The 18562-nt window shown below is 72.0% G+C and carries 16 protein-coding genes; 5 read left to right on the forward strand and 11 right to left on the reverse strand.

Annotated elements, in window-relative coordinates; all coding sequences use genetic code 11:
- Positions 1 to 26: 26 nt before the first annotated feature.
- The 7 genes from AB0C66_RS33465 to AB0C66_RS33495 all read right to left on the reverse strand — a co-directional run bounded on the left by AB0C66_RS33465 (position 27) and on the right by AB0C66_RS33495 (position 6067).
- Positions 27 to 464: a roadblock/LC7 domain-containing protein gene (locus AB0C66_RS33465; protein WP_362447422.1), complete on the reverse strand. Its 438-nt coding sequence runs from the start codon at positions 462 to 464 to the stop codon at positions 27 to 29.
- Positions 465 to 501: 37 nt separating this feature from the next.
- A complete protein-coding gene (locus AB0C66_RS33470; RefSeq protein WP_362447425.1) occupies positions 502 to 1320 on the reverse strand; it encodes a transcriptional regulator in 819 nt (272 codons plus the stop codon).
- Positions 1321 to 1352: 32 nt separating this feature from the next.
- Complete coding sequence (locus tag AB0C66_RS33475) at positions 1353 to 1757, reverse strand: hypothetical protein (RefSeq protein WP_362447428.1); 405 nt, start codon at positions 1755 to 1757, stop codon at positions 1353 to 1355.
- Between the two features lie 587 nt (positions 1758 to 2344).
- Positions 2345 to 3328: a D-cysteine desulfhydrase family protein gene (locus AB0C66_RS33480; RefSeq protein WP_362447431.1), complete on the reverse strand. Its 984-nt coding sequence runs from the start codon at positions 3326 to 3328 to the stop codon at positions 2345 to 2347.
- Between the two features lie 71 nt (positions 3329 to 3399).
- Positions 3400 to 4302, reverse strand: a complete 903-nt coding sequence (locus tag AB0C66_RS33485; protein WP_362447434.1) for a right-handed parallel beta-helix repeat-containing protein — start codon at positions 4300 to 4302, stop codon at positions 3400 to 3402.
- 57 nt (positions 4303 to 4359) lie between these two features.
- Complete coding sequence (locus tag AB0C66_RS33490) at positions 4360 to 4824, reverse strand: DUF3662 domain-containing protein (RefSeq protein WP_362447437.1); 465 nt, start codon at positions 4822 to 4824, stop codon at positions 4360 to 4362.
- Between the two features lie 106 nt (positions 4825 to 4930).
- Positions 4931 to 6067: an epoxide hydrolase gene (locus AB0C66_RS33495; RefSeq protein WP_362447440.1), complete on the reverse strand. Its 1137-nt coding sequence runs from the start codon at positions 6065 to 6067 to the stop codon at positions 4931 to 4933.
- Between the two features lie 160 nt (positions 6068 to 6227).
- On the opposite strand from AB0C66_RS33495, the gene AB0C66_RS33500 reads away from it, so the two are divergent.
- Both AB0C66_RS33500 and AB0C66_RS33505 read left to right on the forward strand, forming a co-directional pair.
- Positions 6228 to 6809, forward strand: coding sequence for a TetR/AcrR family transcriptional regulator (locus tag AB0C66_RS33500; protein WP_362447442.1), 582 nt, complete (start codon positions 6228 to 6230; stop codon positions 6807 to 6809).
- Positions 6809 to 8284, forward strand: a complete 1476-nt coding sequence (locus tag AB0C66_RS33505) for an MFS transporter (protein ID WP_362447445.1) — start codon at positions 6809 to 6811, stop codon at positions 8282 to 8284. The genes AB0C66_RS33500 and AB0C66_RS33505 overlap by 1 nt, the downstream gene beginning before the upstream one ends.
- 322 nt (positions 8285 to 8606) lie before the next feature.
- Here AB0C66_RS33505 and AB0C66_RS33510 read toward each other — a convergent pair whose 3' ends face one another.
- Both AB0C66_RS33510 and AB0C66_RS33515 read right to left on the reverse strand, forming a co-directional pair.
- A complete protein-coding gene (locus AB0C66_RS33510; RefSeq protein WP_362447448.1) occupies positions 8607 to 9515 on the reverse strand; it encodes a hypothetical protein in 909 nt (302 codons plus the stop codon).
- 45 nt (positions 9516 to 9560) lie between these two features.
- Complete coding sequence (locus AB0C66_RS33515) at positions 9561 to 12938, reverse strand: pyruvate carboxylase (protein ID WP_362447451.1); 3378 nt, start codon at positions 12936 to 12938, stop codon at positions 9561 to 9563.
- A 388-nt stretch (positions 12939 to 13326) separates the two neighbouring features.
- Here AB0C66_RS33515 and AB0C66_RS33520 point away from each other — a divergent pair, with 388 nt between their 5' ends.
- Positions 13327 to 13503, forward strand: coding sequence for a hypothetical protein (locus AB0C66_RS33520; RefSeq protein ID WP_362447454.1), 177 nt, complete (start codon positions 13327 to 13329; stop codon positions 13501 to 13503).
- Between the two features lie 125 nt (positions 13504 to 13628).
- On the forward strand, positions 13629 to 14285 hold the full coding sequence (locus AB0C66_RS33525) for an NAD(P)H-dependent oxidoreductase (RefSeq protein ID WP_362447457.1): 657 nt from the start codon (positions 13629 to 13631) through the stop codon (positions 14283 to 14285).
- Positions 14286 to 14304: 19 nt separating this feature from the next.
- Here the strand turns inward: AB0C66_RS33525 and dgoD are convergent, their stop codons facing one another.
- Positions 14305 to 15450 (reverse strand): galactonate dehydratase, encoded by a 1146-nt coding sequence (gene dgoD / locus AB0C66_RS33530; protein WP_362447460.1) that lies wholly within the window; start codon positions 15448 to 15450, stop codon positions 14305 to 14307.
- Between the two features lie 169 nt (positions 15451 to 15619).
- Between dgoD and AB0C66_RS33535 the strand changes: the two genes are divergently transcribed.
- Complete coding sequence (locus AB0C66_RS33535) at positions 15620 to 17236, forward strand: GMC oxidoreductase (RefSeq protein WP_362447463.1); 1617 nt, start codon at positions 15620 to 15622, stop codon at positions 17234 to 17236.
- Between the two features lie 48 nt (positions 17237 to 17284).
- Here AB0C66_RS33535 and AB0C66_RS33540 read toward each other — a convergent pair whose 3' ends face one another.
- Positions 17285 to 18559 carry a DUF1266 domain-containing protein gene (locus AB0C66_RS33540; RefSeq protein WP_362447466.1) on the reverse strand — a complete coding sequence of 425 codons (1275 nt, stop codon included), beginning with the start codon at positions 18557 to 18559 and terminating at the stop codon, positions 17285 to 17287.
- Positions 18560 to 18562 lie beyond the last annotated feature (3 nt).

The raw sequence follows: 18562 nt of genomic DNA on the forward strand, positions 1-18562 counted from the left end.
GGGAACCGGGGGGCGCGGACGGCGGGCTATGCCTGGTGCTCGGCCCGGGCGAGGGCGCCGCCGACCAGGTCGGCGATCCGGGCGCCCGACCGGCGGGCCTCCATATGGAGCCGCCCGACGTTGGTGCGCGCTCCGGCGAGGACGGTGAGCACCGCCGCAGGCCCGGCCGCGTAGGTGGCGACATAGCCGTCCTGGCCGCGCACCAGCAGTTCGCGGAAGGCGCCCCGGCTGGTGGCGTCCGCGAGGGACTGTGACACTCCGAGGGCCGCGGCCGTCAGCGCGGCGACGCCCTCGGGTTCGACGGTGGCCGTGTCATGCGCCAGGACGAGACCGTCGCTGGTGGCGGCCAGGGCGCCGGTGACATCGGCGACCCGGGCGCGTAACCGCCGTAGCTCCTCGAGCACATCGGGTTCGGCGGCCATCAGATGCTTTCTCTCCGTGCGCTGTCGCAAGGTACGTCTCATGTCGGTGCGCAAGAGGCGGCGGGGGCGGTCCGGGGAATCACAGGGTTGCCTCCAAGGCGTCACGGAGTCGGCGCAGCAGATCGATACCGGGGTCGGCGAAGACGGTTTCGGGGACGGTGTCGGGCCAGACCACCGCGCCGGACCCGGGGGAGCGGGCCGATGGCGCGGTGGCCTGGGGCCGGGGGGTGACGACATGTCCGGCGGCCGCCAGCCGCCGTATGTCGATCAAGGTGTGGAACGCGGGGCGGCCCAGGGCCCGTGCGATGTCGGCGGGGGTCCGGACACCGTCGGCCAGGTCCAGCACCGCGCGCTGACGGCGGGTCACCGCCGGGGACCGCGGATCCGCCCGGCGGAGCACCACAGGTGCCGTGTCGACGTGGGGACAAGGCCATAAGTCGTCAAGGAGACGGCTACGGCGCCGGGTCTCCCGCTCGACGGCGTCCGCGCCCACCGGGCGGACGGAGCCCAGCCGGTGGGCGGCGCCCCGCTGGAAGCCGCGGGGGCCGCCGCCGGTGCCCAGGGCGAAGTAGGCCGCGTCGAACAGCGCCCCGAGCTGGCAGATCTCCAGCGCCGCGTCGGACAGCCGACCGCTGTCGACCAGGAACCGGCCGACGCCGCCGGGGCCGTCCGTATGGCCGACCGCCTCCCGCCAGGTCTCGGCCGTCAGCCGCCCACCGGTGGTGAGCAGCACATCGATACCGGGGGCCACCGGACTCTCGGCGTGCACGACCCGGCCCTCACGGAGATAGACGGTGCCCGCGTCGCACAGCAGGGCGCCGCTGGCCCGTTCACCGGCGAGCTCGATAAGGCTGGGGCCGGATCCGGTCCGGCTGTCGGGTCTCCCGGGGGAGTTCACCAAAGGGTCCGGATGAGGGTCTATATGAGGGTTCATATGAGGGCCAGCCGCTCGGAGAGATCGCGCAGCCGCATCCGGGCGAGCGCCAGGTTGCCCTCCCGGCGGTCGAGCCATAAGTAGAAGAAGACACCGCTGTCGAAGGCCGTGTCGACGAAGCGCAGCAGGTGGTAGCAGGTGCCCGTGGTGATGATGACGTCCTCCACGGACGAAGCCCCCTCGCCCTGCTCCGCGTCCTTGGCCCCGACCGCCGCGAACGCCCGCTGTTCGGCGGCCATCCGGGCCAGCTCGGCCGTCTCCGCGGCGGTGGCCTCGGGGTCGTCGTCCCGTACCTCCCCGACCATCCCGAGCGCGAGTCCACTGGTCCACTCGATCACGGCGGCGCCGCGGGCGCCGTGCACGGTCATGGCCTCGAGCAGACATTCGTCGATCCCGGGCATGCGGTCTCCCCTCCCTGCGGAACCCGTGGTGCGCGCCGATGGCGCTTCATCAGTGACCGTGAGGTTACGCACCGTTCAGCACGAGGGGGTGAAATCCGGTAATGCTATGAAAAGGCCGGTGGGGTGTAGTAGGGTCCGCGACCCCAGGTGCCCCGCAGGACCCAGCGGCCCCACCTGCCACAGGAGTTCAGCGAATCCCCTGGGTACGGCCCCACGCCCCGTCGAGCGCCCCCGGCGCCCGGCTCGCGACCGGCGAACTTCCCGGCGCCACCGGCCGCTTCGGCCCGTATCGACTCATAGCGCGGAGTGGTTCATACGGCCAAGAGCCTTCAGGAGCATATTCCATAGTCCTATGTGCGGGCGGCTGACTAGACCGGCCTGCGGCCGCCCTGACGACATGACTTGAATCAGACATGCGGAATACGCCGTTTCTGCGTCCGGTGGCCGACGCCGTACGACATCGACCGGCGACCCCGTACGCACATCGCCCCGGGCCGTAGGTACATCGCCCCGGTAGCAGCGGTCACCCTCGTCCGACGCGACCACGGATGACCGGCTTCCCGGAGGCGGCGGAGGGAACCCGCCGGTCAGCCGTCGGTCAGCCCCTCTTCCGCGCGGGCGAGGGTCGGGGGGTGGCCGAAGAGGCCGGGGAGGCCGCCGGAGTGGAGAAGGACGGTGCGCTGGCCGGGGGTGATGTCGCCGCTTTCGACGGCGGCGGTCAGCCCCGCGAGGGCACGGCCGGTGTAGATGGGGTCGAGGACGAGGCCCTCGGTACGGGCGGCGAGGGTGAGAGCGGACATCACCGGTTCGGTGAGGGTGCCATAGCCCGCGCCGACCTGGTCGAGGCGGATCCTGAGCGCGGGGGGCGGGCAGGGGGTGTCGGTGAGTGGGGTGGCAAGTGCCGAGACCGTGGTCGCGGGGGAGGGGACGGCACCGCAGTGGACGCCGAGCACCCGGTCGGGGCTCAGTCCGGCGACCAGCCCGGCCATGGTACCGCCGGAGCCGAGCGCGGTGACCACGGTGTTCAACTCGGGTGCCTGGAGGAGGAGTTCACGGGCGCACTCCACATAGCCCCGGGCGCCCACCGGGCTGGAGCCGCCGAAGGGGATGAGCGCGGGAACGGCGCCCTCGCGGCGCAGCCGCTGGGCCACATGCTCGGCGGCGGTCGCGAGGGTCCCGGCGTCGCCTTCGCCCGCCCACACCACCCGGGCGCCGAAGAGGCCGTCCAGCGCGAGGTTGCCGGATGACGAGGAACCGGAGGAGCCCGCGAGGACGAGGACGACGTCCAGACCGAGGCGGGCGCCGGCGGCGGCGGTCAGCCGTGCGTGGTTGCTCTGCGATGCGCCGGTGGTCACCAGCACGGTGGCCCCGTCGGCCACCGCCGCACCGCACAGCCACTCCAGTTTGCGCACCTTGTTGCCGCCACCGCCGAGGCCGATGAGGTCATCGCGCTTGATCCACAGATCGTCCGCGCCGAGCCCGAGCGCATGGGCCAGCCGCGGTGCGGGTTCGAGGGGTGTGGGCCAGGTGGCGAGGGAGGCCCGTGGCGGAGTGTGCTGGCCGGAGGTCATGGCCACCACCTTGGCACACCGCCTCGCCCGCGCCCCGGTTCAGTGTCGTGGGGCGGCGGGCGACGGGCCGACTACGGCGCTCCGCCGGGTTCCGGGCCCTCGTAGCCCGGCCGGGACGAGGCGTCGATGCCCACTTCGTAGCCGATCCCGGGATCGAGGGTGTTGTGGCCGACATGGGCGCCGGTCGAGTGGTCGGCGAGTCCGATGGCGTGGTGGGTCGGCGCGGCGAAGGTGTTGCCGGTGATGGTGACGTCCTGCACGTCCTCGAACATCAGGGCCTGTGCGGCGCGCAGGGTTTCGCAGTGGTTGTCCTTGATGACGAAGCCGGAGGTGGTGCCCCGTCCGTCGCCCTCCCCGTCGCTGTCATCGGGGCCCTCGGCCATCAGGCACATGTTGTCCACCCGTTCGCAGCGGTTGCCCTCGATGCGCACATGATGGCTGGTGGGGGTGTCACTGGCGAACGTCTGCATGCAGTCCGCGTGGCGGCCATCGCTGTTGCCGGTGTCCCGGACGGTGTTGTCGAGCAGGCGGATGTGGTCGCCGAAGAAGCGGATGCCGTCGCCGTCCCCGCCCCGCGGGGCGATGACCGTGGTGTCGCGCAGGGTGAGGTGGTCGCCGGTGAGCTCGACCCCCGGCGCCGCGGGCCGGTCGGCGCGGAAGCCCTCGACGACAACGTGGTCGGCCTCGACCGTGATGCCGTGTACCGCGGCGCCGCCACCGGAGTAGGTGACCGGCTCCCTCGCGGTCCCGCCCCGGGTGATGACCAGCCGCCGCCGGGACAGATCGCCGTCGAAGCACACCACGTCCCCCGGCCGCGCCGAACGGGCGGCGTCGCGGGGACCGGTGGCGTACCGGGTGCACTGCGCGGCCCCGGTGTCCGCCCCGCTCGACCTCCAGGGTCCGGCCACCACGGCCAGCAGTGCGAGCATCGAGACGGCGAGGAAGCCGATGACCAGTTTCCGTGTGATCCGCATGGCGGCACCGTAGGCGCGGTGCTCCGGGACCGGTCCCCGGCCCCGGACGGCCGGAGGCTACTCGGCGACCGGGGCGGCCACCGGAGCGGCCGCCGGGGTGGCTGCCGAGGCGGGCACCGGAGTGGCCACCGGGGCGGTGAACCCGTCCGCGCGGATGTGGGCCATGGGGCGTCCGGCCACCCGGTACCGTCCGTTCGGCACCTCGCGGGACCAGGTGACATGGACGGTCGGCGGGCCCGCCCATTCGTAGCCGTTCTTCTCCGCGTGGCGCAGCAGGCTGTCGGTGAGCACCTGGCCCACCGTGCAGCCGCGCCGGGTCAGTTCCCCGTACACGCCCTCCGCCAGCTCGACGTCATAGGCGTTGGGGACCACCACCCGCTCCGGTCCACAGACCACGGTGTGGTCGTCGCACTCCCGTCGCAGGGCTTCGACCAGTTCCACGGGCTCGCTCCGGAACATCTTGGCGAGCAGTACTTCTTGCCAGCGCTCTATCGCTCGTTCCCATCGGCTCAGCGTCTCCATGGCCTCCCGGGTTCCCGTAAAGGATCACCTCATGCCCGGTCGGTACCCGTGACGCCGGTGCGGGGGCGCGGTCGGATGACCGCGCCCCCCGCTGTTCCGGCCGCCGTCAGCCGCGCAGCGGACCGAAGAAGACCCGCAGATCGGCGGCGACACTGCCGGGCATCTCCATGGCCACGAAGTGGTGGCTGCCGGGGTTGCCCGACGGCCAGTGGGTGATGGTGTTGTGGCGCTCGGCGAGCCGCCGGATTCCGGGCGGGCCGTTGTACACACCCGTCGGCACCGCCTTCTGACCCTCCGGCCAGGTGAACTCGGTGGACTCGTACATGGGCCAGGAGGAGGAGCCGAAGGTGTCGGTGAGCCAGTAGAGGCTGACGTTGGTCAGCAGCAGATCGCGGTCGAGGATCTCCTCCGGCAGCTTGTCCGTCATGCTGAACTCGTTGAACTTCTGCCCCATCCAGGCCAGCGCGGCGACCGGGGAGTCGTGCCAGGCGTAGGAGAAGGTCTGCGGCGCGGCGCGCAGCAGCCTGTGGTGGTCCACCCCGGACATCCAGTCCTGGCTCTGCATGAAGGCGAAGGCGGCCCGCTCCTCCTCGTTCATCTCGGGGAGATCGGCCTCGGTGGGGAAGCCCAGCCCGCCGATCACATAGACACCCGCCACCCGGTCCGGGGCGGCCTTGGCCACCGCGGGAGCGATATACGCCCCGAGGTCGCCGCCCTGGACGCCGTAGCGGTCGTAGCCGAGGCGGTTCATCAGCTCGGCGAACAGGCCACCCACCCGGGCCACGTTCCAGCCGGTGGACGTCGGTGGGGCGGAGAAGCCGAAACCGGGCACCGAGGGGACGACCACATGGAACGCCTGGGCGGGGTCGCCGCCGTGGGCGCGCGGGTCGGTGAGGTGGCCGATGAGGTCGAGGAACTCCACGAAGGAGTTGGGCCAGCCGTGCGCCAGCATCAGCGGCAGGGCGTCCGGTTCGGCGGAGCGGATGTGCAGGAAGTGGATGTCCTGACCGTCGATCTCCGTCATGAACTGCGGGAACTCATTGAGCCGTGCTTCCTGGCGGCGCCAGTCGAAGCCGGTGCGCCAGTAGTCGGCCAGCTCCTTGAGGTACGTCGTGGGAACACCGCGGCTCCAGCCCTCACCGGGCAGCTGCCGGGGCCAGCGGGCACGGGCCAGGCGGTCGTTCAGATCGTCCAGGTCGGCCTGGGGGATCTCGATGCGGAAGGGGCGGATCTCGGCGCTCATCTCGGCGTCCTCTGCTGGGAGTTGCTGGAGGTTCGTTGTGCGATGTGAAGAACGGTAGAGGTCATATAGGCCAGAACATGTCCTCTATCGGTCCCCGATGCAACAGGTTTTCGAGAGGCGCGGGTAGACACTGTCTACGCGCGCCTGGTAGACAGTGTCTATGGATGAACGGGAGAGCGGGCTCAAGGCCCGACTGGTGGACGTGGGTGTCGACTTGGTGACCAAAGAGGGGATGCAGGCCCTCTCCCTGCGCGAGATCGCGCGCCGGGCCGGGGTCTCGCACGGGGCGCCGCGCCGCTACTTCCCGACCCATCTGGATCTGCTGTCCGCCATCGCGCGCCAGGGCTTCGCCGCTCTGGCCGCCCGCGCCGCCACGGTCATCGCGGACACCGAGGTGTCGCCGCGCGCCCAGATCCTGGCGCTGGGGCGGGTCTATCTCGACTTCGCGCGCACCGACCGCGGCATGTTCGAGCTGATGTACCGTCACGACCTGCTGGAGAGCGAACAGCTCCGGCTGCGGGACACCAGTCTGCCGCTGTTCGGGGTGTTCGTGGACCTCGTGGCCCGCGCCCAGTCGCCCTCAGGGGCCGAACCAGCCTTCGTGGCGGGCGCGTTGTGGGCGAATCTGCACGGCATCGCCCAGCTCTGGGGATGGGGCAGCCTTCAACTCGCCACCGGGACCGAGGATGTCGAGCCGCTGCTGCGCGCCACCGTGGACGCCCACCTCGGGCGGGAGGCCTGATGAGCACCGTACGTCAGCGGCGCCTCACCCTCGTCAGCAGCATCACCGGTGCGGTGATCGTCGCCCTGGACGGCACCGTGCTGACGGTCGCCCAGCCCACCCTGGGCCGGGACCTCGGTGCCACCTTCTCCCAGGTCCAGTGGACCAGTACCGGCTATCTCATCGCGGTGGCCAGCCTCCTGGTGTTCGCGGGGCGCCTCGGCGACCGCTTCGGCCACCGCCGGATCTTCGCCATCGGAGTGCTGGGCTTCGCCGCCACCTCGGCCGGGATCGGGCTGGCACAGGGCATCGGCTGGGTCATCGGACTGCGTGTCGCCCAAGGCGTGTGCGGCGCGCTGTTGCAGCCCGCCACCCTCGGCATGCTGCGCGCCGCGTATCCGCCCGACCGACTCGGTATGCCCATCGCCCTGCGCACCAGCGCCATCGGGGTGGCGGCCGCGGCCGGACCGGTCGTCGGAGGCGCGCTCGTCGCCCATCTGGGCTGGCGGGCGGTGTTCTTCCTCAACATCGTGCCCGCCCTCGCCGTGGGTTTCCTGGCCCTCACCGACCGGATACCGGAGCCGAAGCGGGCCCCGGACGGGGTGCGGGGGCTCGATCTGCCCGGCGCCTGCCTTCTCGCGGTGGCCCTGATGTCGCTGGTGCACACGCTCGTCGCGCTGCCGGACAGCGGCTGGACGGCCGCCACCTGGCTGGGGCTCGCCGCCGTCGTCGTGGTCGGCGGGGTCTTCGTACGGCATGAACGGCGTACGGCCAGTCCGCTGATAGCCCCCGGTGTGCTGCGCTCGACCGCGATCAGCTCGGCCCTCGCCGTGCTGGTGACCGCGTCGGCGGCGATGTTCGGGGCGCTGTTCCTCGGGACGTACTTCCTCCAGGACGTCCTCGGGCTGGACCCGCTCCACAGCGCGCTGAGGGCGTTGCCCGGCGCCGTGATGATGGTACTGAGCGCGCCCGCCTCCGCCGTGCTGATGCGGTGGCAGGGAGCCCGGCGGACGGTGGTCGCCGGGATGGCGCTCATGGTCCTCGCCACCCTGCTGATGTCCGGCCTCGACCGGTCCTCGACCCCCGTCGCGATCGGCGGTTGCTTTCTGCTTCTGGGTGCCGGGTTCGGCACGGTGATGGTCACCGCGACCCATGTGATCGTGCGGCAGGCGTCGGTGGAGGCCGCCGGGGTGGCCGGGGGACTCCAGCAGACCGCGATGAACGTCGGCCCGGCGCTGGGCATCGCCGTCGCGACCACGCTGATGACGCTGACCGCGCCGGGCACGGGTGGGGGTGGCCGGGGCGCGGGGCCACACCTGCCCGCCGACGCCTTCCTCACCGCCATGTGGCCGACGTTCGCCGCCCTCGCGGCCATGGCCGCCACCGGCGCCATCCTGGCCACCCGCCTGCCGGCCCGCACCGCCGCACCATCCCCCGAGCCATCGGAATCGCCCGAGGCGGCGGCCGATGCCCCGGCCCGGGCCTCACGGGGCTGACGCCCGTACGTGCGCGTGACGTGGGTGTCGCCGTTACGTCCCTCGGCGTCCGGCCCCGGATCGCGGGCAGGCGTCGTCGTCCCTGGTGGGAGCCGCCGCACCGGACGGGCGTTACGAGGCTGACGCCCCGTACGGTGCGGGTGACGGGGACGTCGTCACGCCCCGGTGTCCGGGCGTGGGGCGGCATCGTCCGAGGGGGCGGCGCCTCACCCGACGACCCGTTGGCACAGGGCTGATGCCACGCATGGCAGGGGTGCCGCAGTCGGCCGCGACACCGTCCACCGGGGCTGCCGAAGGGACCTCCCGCCCGGCGGGGGAGGGGCTACACCCCGGTGTCCAGCCGCGGATCCGTACGGGGGAGCGCGGGGGCGTCATCGGACCCCACCGCGTCATCGGACCCCACCGCGTCCTCGGACGCCGCGCCCAGCTGCGCCGCCACCGCGTCCGTACGGCGTCGCAGGGCGCGGACGCGCTCGGCCGCCTCGACCTCCAGCCGCCCCGGCTCCGCCGGGAAGACAGGCACCCCCATGGACTCGGCCGTCACGACCAGACTGTGTGCCACCTGGGGCTGCTGGGCCAGCAGCGCGGTGGTGAACAGCTGGGCCGTCAGCGACTTCTCCCGGCCGAACGCCCCCCGGTAGACGATCTCGCAGGCCACCTCCCGGGTGTCCAGCCGCTGCTCCCCGGACTGCTCCAGCGCGGCGAGGGCCACCGCGCCCAGCCCCTCGACCACCTTGGTCACCGCCCACTTGCGACCGGGCAGCGGAGGCAGCAGATCACGCACGCGGTCGATCTCCGCGTCGAACCCGTCCGTGGTCATCGAGGTGAAGGCGTCGTGCAGTTGGAGCCGCACCACCTGCTTCCACGGGATGTCCTCCCCGTCGAACCCGACCGACTCCGGACCGAAGCGCAGCGCGCCGATCGAGTCGAGGGGCCGCAGGGCCCGCGCGGTGAGGGCGGGCACCCGCGGATGGCGGCAGACCAGGGCGCCGAGGGAGAACTCCCACTCCTCGGTGGCCGGAGCGGCCGGGGCGGGCAGCGCGCCGAGCACACCGACCACCCAGTCCCCGGACGCCGCCATCCCCGAACGGCCCGCGGCGGCACCGCGGTTCAGCACACTTCTGCCCGCCCCGGCCGCGGCGGACGTCGCCGTCCCCGCGGCCGAGGTCACCGTGCCCGCGGCGGATGTCACCGCGTCACCGATCCCGCGCAGCCTGCTCCGTGCCCCCATGTGATGCCGCTTCCTTCCGTCCGGCTGGCCGTCGGAGGAAGTGTCTCAGTCCAGGGCGACGAGCAGATCTCCGCCCTCCACCTGCTGGATCGTGTTGATGGCGATCCGGGAGACCGTTCCGGCCTTCGGCGCGGCGATGGTGGCCTCCATCTTCATCGCCTCGATGGTCGCCACCGTGGCACCGGCCTCCACCTCGTCGCCCTCCGACACCGTCAGCGTCACCACACCCGCGAACGGGGCCGCGACATGGCCGGGGTTGGACCGGTCGGCCTTCTCGGTGACCGGCACATCGCTCGCCGCCGAGGTGTCGCGGACCTGGATCGGACGGAGCTGGCCGTTGAGCGTGGACATCACCGTGCGCATCCCGCGCTCGTCGGCGTCGCCCACCGCCTCCAGCTCGATGAGCAGCCGGACACCGGGGTCGAGGTCCACCGTGTACTCCTGCCGCGGGCGCAGCCCGTAGAAGAAGTCCTTGCTGTCCAGCACGCTGGTGTCGCCGTACGCCTCGCGGTGCGCCTCGAACTCCTTGGTCGGACCGGGGAACAGCAGCCGGTTGAGCGTGGCCCGCGGCTCCTTCGCGAGCCGCTCACGGTCCTCCGCGGACAGCTCCCCGTCCGTCGGCTTCGACGCGCCACGGCCCTCCAGCGCCCGGCTGCGGAACGGCTCCGGCCAGCCGCCGGGCGGGTTGCCCAGCTCACCGCGGAGGAATCCGATGACCGAGTCGGGGATGTCGAAGCGGTTCGGCTCGGCCTCGAAGTCCTCCGGCGACACCCCAGCGCCGACCAGGTGCAGGGCCAGGTCGCCGACGACCTTCGAGGACGGGGTGACCTTCACCAGATGGCCGAGGATCCGGTCCGCGGCGCTGTACATGGCCTCGATCTCCTCGAAGCGGTCCCCGAGTCCGAGCGCGATGGCCTGGGTGCGCAGATTGGACAGCTGCCCGCCGGGGATCTCGTGGTGGTACACCCGCCCGGTCGGCGAGGCGAGCCCCGCCTCGAACGGTGCGTAGATCTTGCGTACGGCCTCCCAGTACGGCTCCAGCGCGCCGATCGCCTCCAGGCTGAGCCCGGTGGGCCGCTCGGAGTGGTCGGTGGCGGCCACGATCGCCGACAGCGACGGCTGCGAGGTGGTGCCCGCCATCGACGCCACCGCCCCGTCCACCGCGTCCGCACCGGCCTGGACCGCCGCCAGGTAGGTGGCCAGCTGGCCGCCCGCGGTGTCATGGGTGTGGATGTGCACCGGCAGGTCGAACTCCCGGCGCAGCGCGGACACCAGCTTCCCCGCGGCCGGGGCGCGCAGCAGCCCCGCCATGTCCTTGATGGCCAGCACATGGGCGCCCGCGTCCACGATCTGCTCGGCCAGCCGGAGGTAGTAGTCCAGCGTGTACAGCTGCTCCGACGGGTCGGACAGGTCCGAGGTGTAGCAGAGCGCGACCTCGGCCACCGCGGTGCCCGTCTCCCGTACGGCTTCGATGGCGGGCCGCATCTGCCCGACGTCGTTGAGCGCGTCGAAGATGCGGAAGATATCGATACCGGTGGCCGTGGCCTCCTGGACGAAGGCGTTGGTCACCTCGGTCGGGTAGGGCGTGTATCCCACCGTGTTCCGGCCGCGCAGCAGCATCTGGAGACAGATGTTGGGCACCGCCTCGCGCAGCGCGGCCAGCCGCTCCCAGGGGTCCTCGGCCAGGAAGCGCAGCGCCACGTCGTAGGTGGCGCCGCCCCAGCACTCCAGGGACAGCAGCTCGGGCGTGGTCCGCGCCACCACCGGAGCCACGGCCAGCAGGTCCTTGGTGCGCACCCGGGTGGCCAGCAACGACTGGTGGGCGTCGCGGAAGGTGGTGTCGGTGACCCCGATCGTCGGCGACTCGCGCAGCCACCGCGCGAAGCCGTCCGGGCCCAGCTCGGTGAGCCGCTGCTTGGACCCGGCGGGCGGCTCGGTGGCGGGCGGCCGCGGCAGCTTGTCGGTGGCGTCGAGGAGACGGGGCCGCTCACCGTGCGGCTTGTTCACCGTGACATCGGCGAGATAGGTGAGCAGCTTGGTGCCGCGGTCGGCGGAGTGGCGCGCGGTCAGCAGGTGCGGCCGCTGCTCGATGAACGAGGTGGTCACCCGCCCGGCCTGGAAGTCCGGGTCATCCAGCACCGCCTGGAGGAACGGGATGTTGGTGGACACCCCGCGGATCCGGAACTCGGCCACGGCGCGCCGGGCGCGGCCGATCGCGGTGGTGAGGTCACGGCCCCGGCAGGAGAGCTTGACCAGCATCGAGTCGAAGTGGGCGCTGATCTCGGTACCGGCGTGGGCGGTGCCGCCGTCGAGACGGATGCCCGAACCGCCGGGCGAGCGGTAGGCGCTGATCATGCCGGTGTCCGGGCGGAACCCGTTGGCCGGGTCCTCGGTGGTGATCCGGCACTGGAGGGCGGCGCCGCGGGTGTACACCGACTCCTGGGCCAGCCCGAGGTCGGCCAGGGTCTGCCCGGACGCGATCCGCAGCTGTGACTGGACCAGATCGACGTCGGTGATCTCCTCGGTCACCGTGTGCTCGACCTGGATGCGCGGGTTCATCTCGATGAACACATGCCGGCCGTCGCGGTCGAGCAGGAACTCCACGGTGCCCGCGTTGCGGTAGCCGATCTGCCGGGCGAACTTCACCGCGTCGGCGCAGATCCGGTCGCGCAGATCGGGGTCGAGGTTGGGCGCGGGCGCGAGCTCGATGACCTTCTGGTGGCGGCGCTGCACCGAACAGTCGCGCTCGAAGAGGTGGATCACATTGCCCTCGCCGTCGGCAAGGATCTGCACCTCGATATGGCGCGGTTCGACGACGGCCTTCTCCAGGAACACCGTGGCGTCGCCGAAGGCCGCGTCGGCCTCGCGGGACGCCGCCTCGATGGACTCGCGCAGCGTCGAGGCGTCCTCGACCCGGCGCATACCGCGCCCGCCGCCACCGGCCACCGCCTTGACGAAGACCGGGAAGCCGAGCTCATCGGCGGCCCGCACCAGCTCGTCGACATCGGTGGAGGGCTCGGACGAACCGAGCACCGGGACCCCGGCCGCGCGGGCCGCGGCCACCGCCCGCGCCTTGTTGCCGGTCAGCTCGAGGATGTCCGCGCTGGGGCCGACGAAGGTGATCCCGGCCTCCTCGCACGCCCGGGCGAGGTCGGGGTTCTCGGAGAGGAAGCCGTATCCCGGGTAGACCGCGTCCGCCCCGGCCTCGCGGGCGGCGGCGACGATCTCCTCGACGGACAGATAGGCGCGCACCGGATGCCCGGGCTCACCGATCTCATACGCCTCGTCCGCCTTGAGCCGGTGCAGCGAATTGCGATCCTCATGGGGGAAGACCGCGACCGTCCTCGCCCCCAGCTCATAGCCGGCGCGGAAGGCGCGAATGGCGATTTCTCCACGGTTGGCGACCAGCACCTTGCGGAACATGCCCGATCCCTTCTACCTGCGCGGTACGACCACAAGCCCGCCCGGTACGGGCATGAGCTCGCGGGCGACACTACTGCCGAGTTGCACACCGGCCGCCCTCGTGTGATCCACTTCTCGTGACGTATGCCGTGCTCCTACCCAGCCGACCGGAAACATCCCGCCGCTATGTGAGACGCATGGGTGGCGGCCGTCACGCTGCGCGGGGCCCTCCCCGGTGGTATGCCGTCGTCCGCGCCACGCGAGGACCACTGCGCACGCCCGCCCCCGCCCTCGGTCCGCGCTCCGTCCACCACCTGCTGGCCCCGCTGACCTGCCGTGGCCAGCTGCTCCGGACCGGTGACGGCCAGGTGCCCGGGCCGAGCGCCGTCGCACCGCACCGCTCCTCCCCGTGGCCCCCGGGGCCCGCCCCGGTACGGCCGAGCCGCTGCGGCGGGTACGGGAGCCCGCGGGGCTCCCGGCGTACCCCGCGGTCTACCGGGACGGGCGGATCACGATGATCGTCTCCCGGGAGGCCCGGCTGGGGGCCGGTGGCCAGCCGCCCGCGCCGACGCGCCATCCGGCCTGAGCCCCGCACCGCGCCCGGCCGGTCCGATGGCGGGACGGCCGGGCGGGCACCAGACTGGTCCGCGGGGGTGTCCGGCCCCGCCCGGACACCGTAGGGAAGGGTCCGGACGCCGGAAGGACACCGCCATGCCCACCGAACCCCACGGCCCGCTGCGTCTCCTGGTCATCGGCGCCGCGCTGCGGCAGGGGTCGACCAATATCCGGCTGGCCTCGCTGGTGGCGCGGCTGATCAACGACACCGGCGCCACCGCCGACCTCGCCCCGCTGCACGAGTTCGACATGCCGCTGTACAACGGCGATGTGGAGGAGGCCCACGGGCTGCCGCCGGGGGCGGTGGCCCTGCGGGACCGGCTGGCGGCGAGCGACGGCTTCGTGATCTCGTCCCCCGAGTACAACGCCTCGGTGCCCGGGGTGCTGAAGAACGCCATCGACTGGGTCTCCCGGGTGCGGCCGCAGCCGTTCAAGACCAAACACGCGCTGCTGGTGTCCGCCTCCCCGTCGATGGCGGGCGGCAACCGCGGGCTGTGGGTGCTGCGGGTTCCGCTGGAACACTTGGGCACCCGCGTCTACCCGGATATGTTCAGCCTCCCCAAGGCGTACGAGGCGTTCGCCGAGAACGGGGATCTCGCCGACCCCGGACTGCAAAAGCGGCTCTCCGACACCGTCTCCGGCTTCCTCAGCCTGGTCGAGGCGGACAGCCGCTACGGCTGCCTCCGGCGCCGGTGGTACGAGTTCCTGGGCGAATGCACCGGGGCGCCCATCACCCAGCGGGCCGAGGACTGACACCCGGCACGGCCGGAGCTCACCACTCGGCGAACGCGCCGTCCGGGTGGCGCCAGAGGGGATTGCGCCACGCGTGGCCACGGCGGTCCGCGGCGCGCACCGCGGCCTCGTCCACCTCGACGCCGAGGCCGGGGAGCGTGGTGCGCGACAGCTGTCCGGCGGTGCAGCGGAACGGCTCCGGATCGGCCACGTAGTCCAGCAGCTCGGCACCGCGGTGGTAGTGGATGCCGATGCTCTGCTCCTGGATCAGGAAGTTGGGCGTGGTGAAGGCGATCTGGAGGCACGCGGCCAGCGCCACCGGCCCGAGCGGGCAGTGCGGGGCCAGCTGCGCCCCGTACACCTCGGCGAGCGCGGCGATCCGGCGCAGCTCGGAGATGCCGCCCGCGTGGGAGACATCCGGCTGGACCACCGCCACCCCGGCACGCAGCGGAGCCATGAACGCGCCACGTCCGTAGAGGCGTTCCCCGAGGGCGAGCGGGATGGCGGAGGCGTTCACCAGACCGGGCAGCGCGTCCATATGCTCGGGGAGCACCGGTTCCTCCACGAACAGAGGCGCGCTCTCGGCGAGCGGCGGCAGCAGCCGGCGGGCGTTGGCGGGGGAGACCCTGCCGTGGAAGTCGAGCCCGAAGTCGCGGTCGTCGCCCAGCACTTCACGGGCGGTCTCGGCGCGCCGGACCACGGCGTGGATCTCCGCGCGGGTGGCCACCGGTGTCATCCGCCCGCACGCGTTCATCTTCACGGCGGTGAACCCCGCCTCCAGCTGGGCGGCGACCGCGTCCCGGATCTCGCTCGGCTCGTCACCGCCGACCCAGGAGTAGGCCCGGACCCGGTCCCGCACCGGGCCGCCGAGCAGCTGGTACACGGGGACGCCGTAGTGCTTGCCCTTGATGTCCCACAGCGCCTGGTCGAGTCCGGCGACGGCGCTGGAGAGGACCGGACCGCCCCGGTAGAAGCCGCCCTTGGTCATCACCTGCCAGTGGTCCTCGATCCGCATCGGATCCCGGCCGGTCAGATACTCGGCCAGCACCTCGACGGCGGCCCGGACCGGTTCGGCGCGCCCCTCGACCACCGGTTCGCCCCAGCCGGTGATCCCCTCGTCGGTGGCCACCCGGACGAACATCCAGCGCGGCGGGGCCAGGAAGGTCTCAATGCGGGTGATCTTCATGGACACCGTCCCCTCTCGCCGGTGGTCCCGGTGGTTTCTTCGGGCGGCCCCCCTAGTTATCATTAATTATCAATTATTCCATGTACCGGGAAGACCGTCGCGACAAGCGGCGGAAACGACCATGTGCCCGGTCATGGCCTATTCAAGATTCTCCGCTCATCATGCCGCCATGGCAGCGAATCTGACGCGTCGTCACATTCTTGGGCTGGCCGCGCTCCAGAGCGCCGCCGCCCTCGGGCTCACCCGTATCGGCCTCACCCCGGCGGCAGCCGCCTCGAGGGCCGACCATGTCCCCGCCGTGGTGATCGGCTCCGGCTACGGCGCCGCGGTCGCCGCGCTGCGGCTCGGTGAGGCCGGCATCCGCACCCTGGTCCTCGAGATGGGGCGGCTGTGGGACGCCCCCGGTGGGGACGGCCGGGTGTACTGCCCGATGACCTCCCCCGACGGGCGCTCCATGTGGTTCAAGAACCGCACCGAGGCACCCCTGTCCACCTTTCTGTGGCTGGACGTCATCAACCGGGAAATCGCCCCCTACCCCGGTGTGCTGGACCGGGTCCGCTACCCCGGGATGTCCGTCTACGTCGGGCGCGGGGTCGGCGGGGGTTCGCTGGTCAACGGCGGAATCGCGGTCACCCCGCCCCGCCCGTACTTCGAGGAGGTGCTGCCGGGCGTCGACGCCGACACCATGTACGGCACCTACTTCCCACTCGCCAACCGGATGCTCGGCACCTCCACCGTCCCGTCCGCCTGGTTCGAGTCCACCGAGTGGTACGCCTACGCCCGGGTCGCGCGCTCCCAGGCACAGCGCGCGGGGCTGAAGACCGTGTTCGTGCCCAATGTGTACGACTTCGACTACATGCAGCGCGAGGCCGCCGGGACCGCCACCAAGTCCGCCCTGGGCCAGGAGGTCATCTACGGCAACAACTTCGGCAAGCGCAGCCTCGACAAGAGCTATCTCGCCGCCGCGCTCGGCACCGGCAACGTCACCCTCGAAACCCTCAGCCGCGTCAGGGCGATCCGGCAGGACACCGACGGCTCCTACGTCCTCACCGTGGACCGCATCGATTACACCGGCGCCGTCACCGCCACCGACGAGATCTCCTGTCGTTCGCTCTTCCTCGGCGCGGGCAGCCTCGGCACCACCGAACTGCTGCTGCGCGCCCGCGAGACCGGGACGCTGCCCCGGCTGAACGCGGAGGTGGGCCGGGGTTGGGGCGGCAACGGCAATGTGATGCTCGGCCGCGCCAACCACGTCTGGAACCCGACCGGTTCGAAGCAGTCCACCATCCCGGTGATGGCGATCGACGCCTGGTCCGACAGCAAGAACCCGGTTTTCGCCGAGATCGCCCCGCTGCCCGCCGGTCTCGAGACCTGGGTCAGCCTCTACCTGGCCATCACCAAGAACCCCGAACGCGGCACCTTCAGCTACGACGCCACGCGCGACACCGCCGTGCTGAACTGGAGCCGCGGCCAGAGCGCCCCCTCGGTGGCCGCCGCCAAGGCCCTCTTCGACCGGATGAACCTCGCCAACGTCACCATCTACCGGTACGACCTCTTCGGTGACACCCGGGCCTTCGCCGACGACTTCTGCTACCACCCGCTCGGCGGCTGTGTCCTGGGCCGCGCCACCGACACCTACGGCCGCGCGGCCGGGTACGAGCGGCTGTACGTCACCGACGGCTCGCTCGTCCCGGGGTCCATCGGGGTCAACCCGTTCGTCACCATCACGGCCCTGGCGGAACGCACCATGGCCCGGGTGCTGACCGAGGACGATGTGGGCCGGTAGCCACCGTCCGGCCGTACCGGCGCTGGCCCCCGCCGCCCGCGTGGCGTCCTAGGTGAACGGGAGGGTCAGCCAGGGGCTGGCCGGGTCGGTGGTCAGGATGCGGTGCGCCGTGAGCATGTCCTCGTACCAGCTGCCGAACTCCTCCTCGTCGAAGTGGAGACAGCGCCCGAGGATGTACGCGGCGGAGAACTCCTCCCAGGAGCGGTAGTTGGCCTGTGCCGCCCGACTCGCCCGCAACACCGCGTGCTCGGCCTCCGGCAGGGTGCAGAACCGCGCGGCCAGCCCCCAGCGGGCCATCCCCGAGGCCCGGCCGTAGTCCCAGGCCTCCACGGTGCGGATGAACTTCCCCTCCGCCAGCAGTCCGTCCGCCCGGAACCGGGCCTCGTACCGGGCGATCCGTCCGATCAGCCGCTGGACACCCGCGACCTGTGCCTCGACCTCCGCGTTTCCCCGGGGCTCGGCCTTGGTGACACCGTCGGGGGTGATCCGGAACTCGGCCTCGGTGGCATTGCGCCGCAACACCCGCTCGGCCACCGCCCGCCACTGGTCCACCCCGACCGGCCCGGCGAAGTCCAGGGCGAGCGAGCGGCGGACACCGAGCGCGAACTCCCAGACACCGCTGATCATTTCGGCGGCGAGCAACACCTCCTGGGTGCGCTGCCACTCCTCGCGGCTGGTGACCCCCCACCACTCCTTGAGCCTGTTGCGCTCGCTGGTGTAGCCACCACCGTGGTAGGCCATGGCGTTCCACAGCTCGCCGTTCTTCACGAACAGCAGCGCGGCGCAGGCCAGTCCATGGGCCACCGGCCCCTCCGAGGCCCCGCCGGACTCCAGCGCGCGCAGCTCGAGGTGGGAGTGGCCGCAGCCCGGGGCGTTCTCGGCGTGCTGCTTCCACAGTCCACGCTGAGCGGGGCCCGCGGGGAAGAACGTCTCGCACGGGGTGCCGGGGTTGATGACGATCCACGGCGGATCGTCATGCCGCCACTCGTCGGCGAACCAGCCCAGGGACTGGGAGAGGAAGACCGTCTCCGGATGGGGAGCGGGGAGCATGCCCTCGGTGAACACGGGCAGACACTCCGCCCGGACCTGGTGGTACCAGTACGGGGTGAAACGCACGGTCCGCGGATGGGCCTGGAGCCGGGTGTACGAGTCGGCCACGAACAGATCGGTGCGGGCCAGCACATCGAAGTACGCGGGCCAGTCACCGCGGCTCTTCGCCTCGTACAGCTCCCGCTCGACCCGGCTCGGTCCCTGCCATCCCGCCGCCGTCCCGTGACCGCCGTGTTGTTCCGGCCCGGCGGCGAGCCCCTCCCCGTTCCCCATGAC

This window comes from Streptomyces sp. NPDC048636, from assembly GCF_040650655.1.
Lineage (GTDB): Bacteria > Actinomycetota > Actinomycetes > Streptomycetales > Streptomycetaceae > Streptomyces.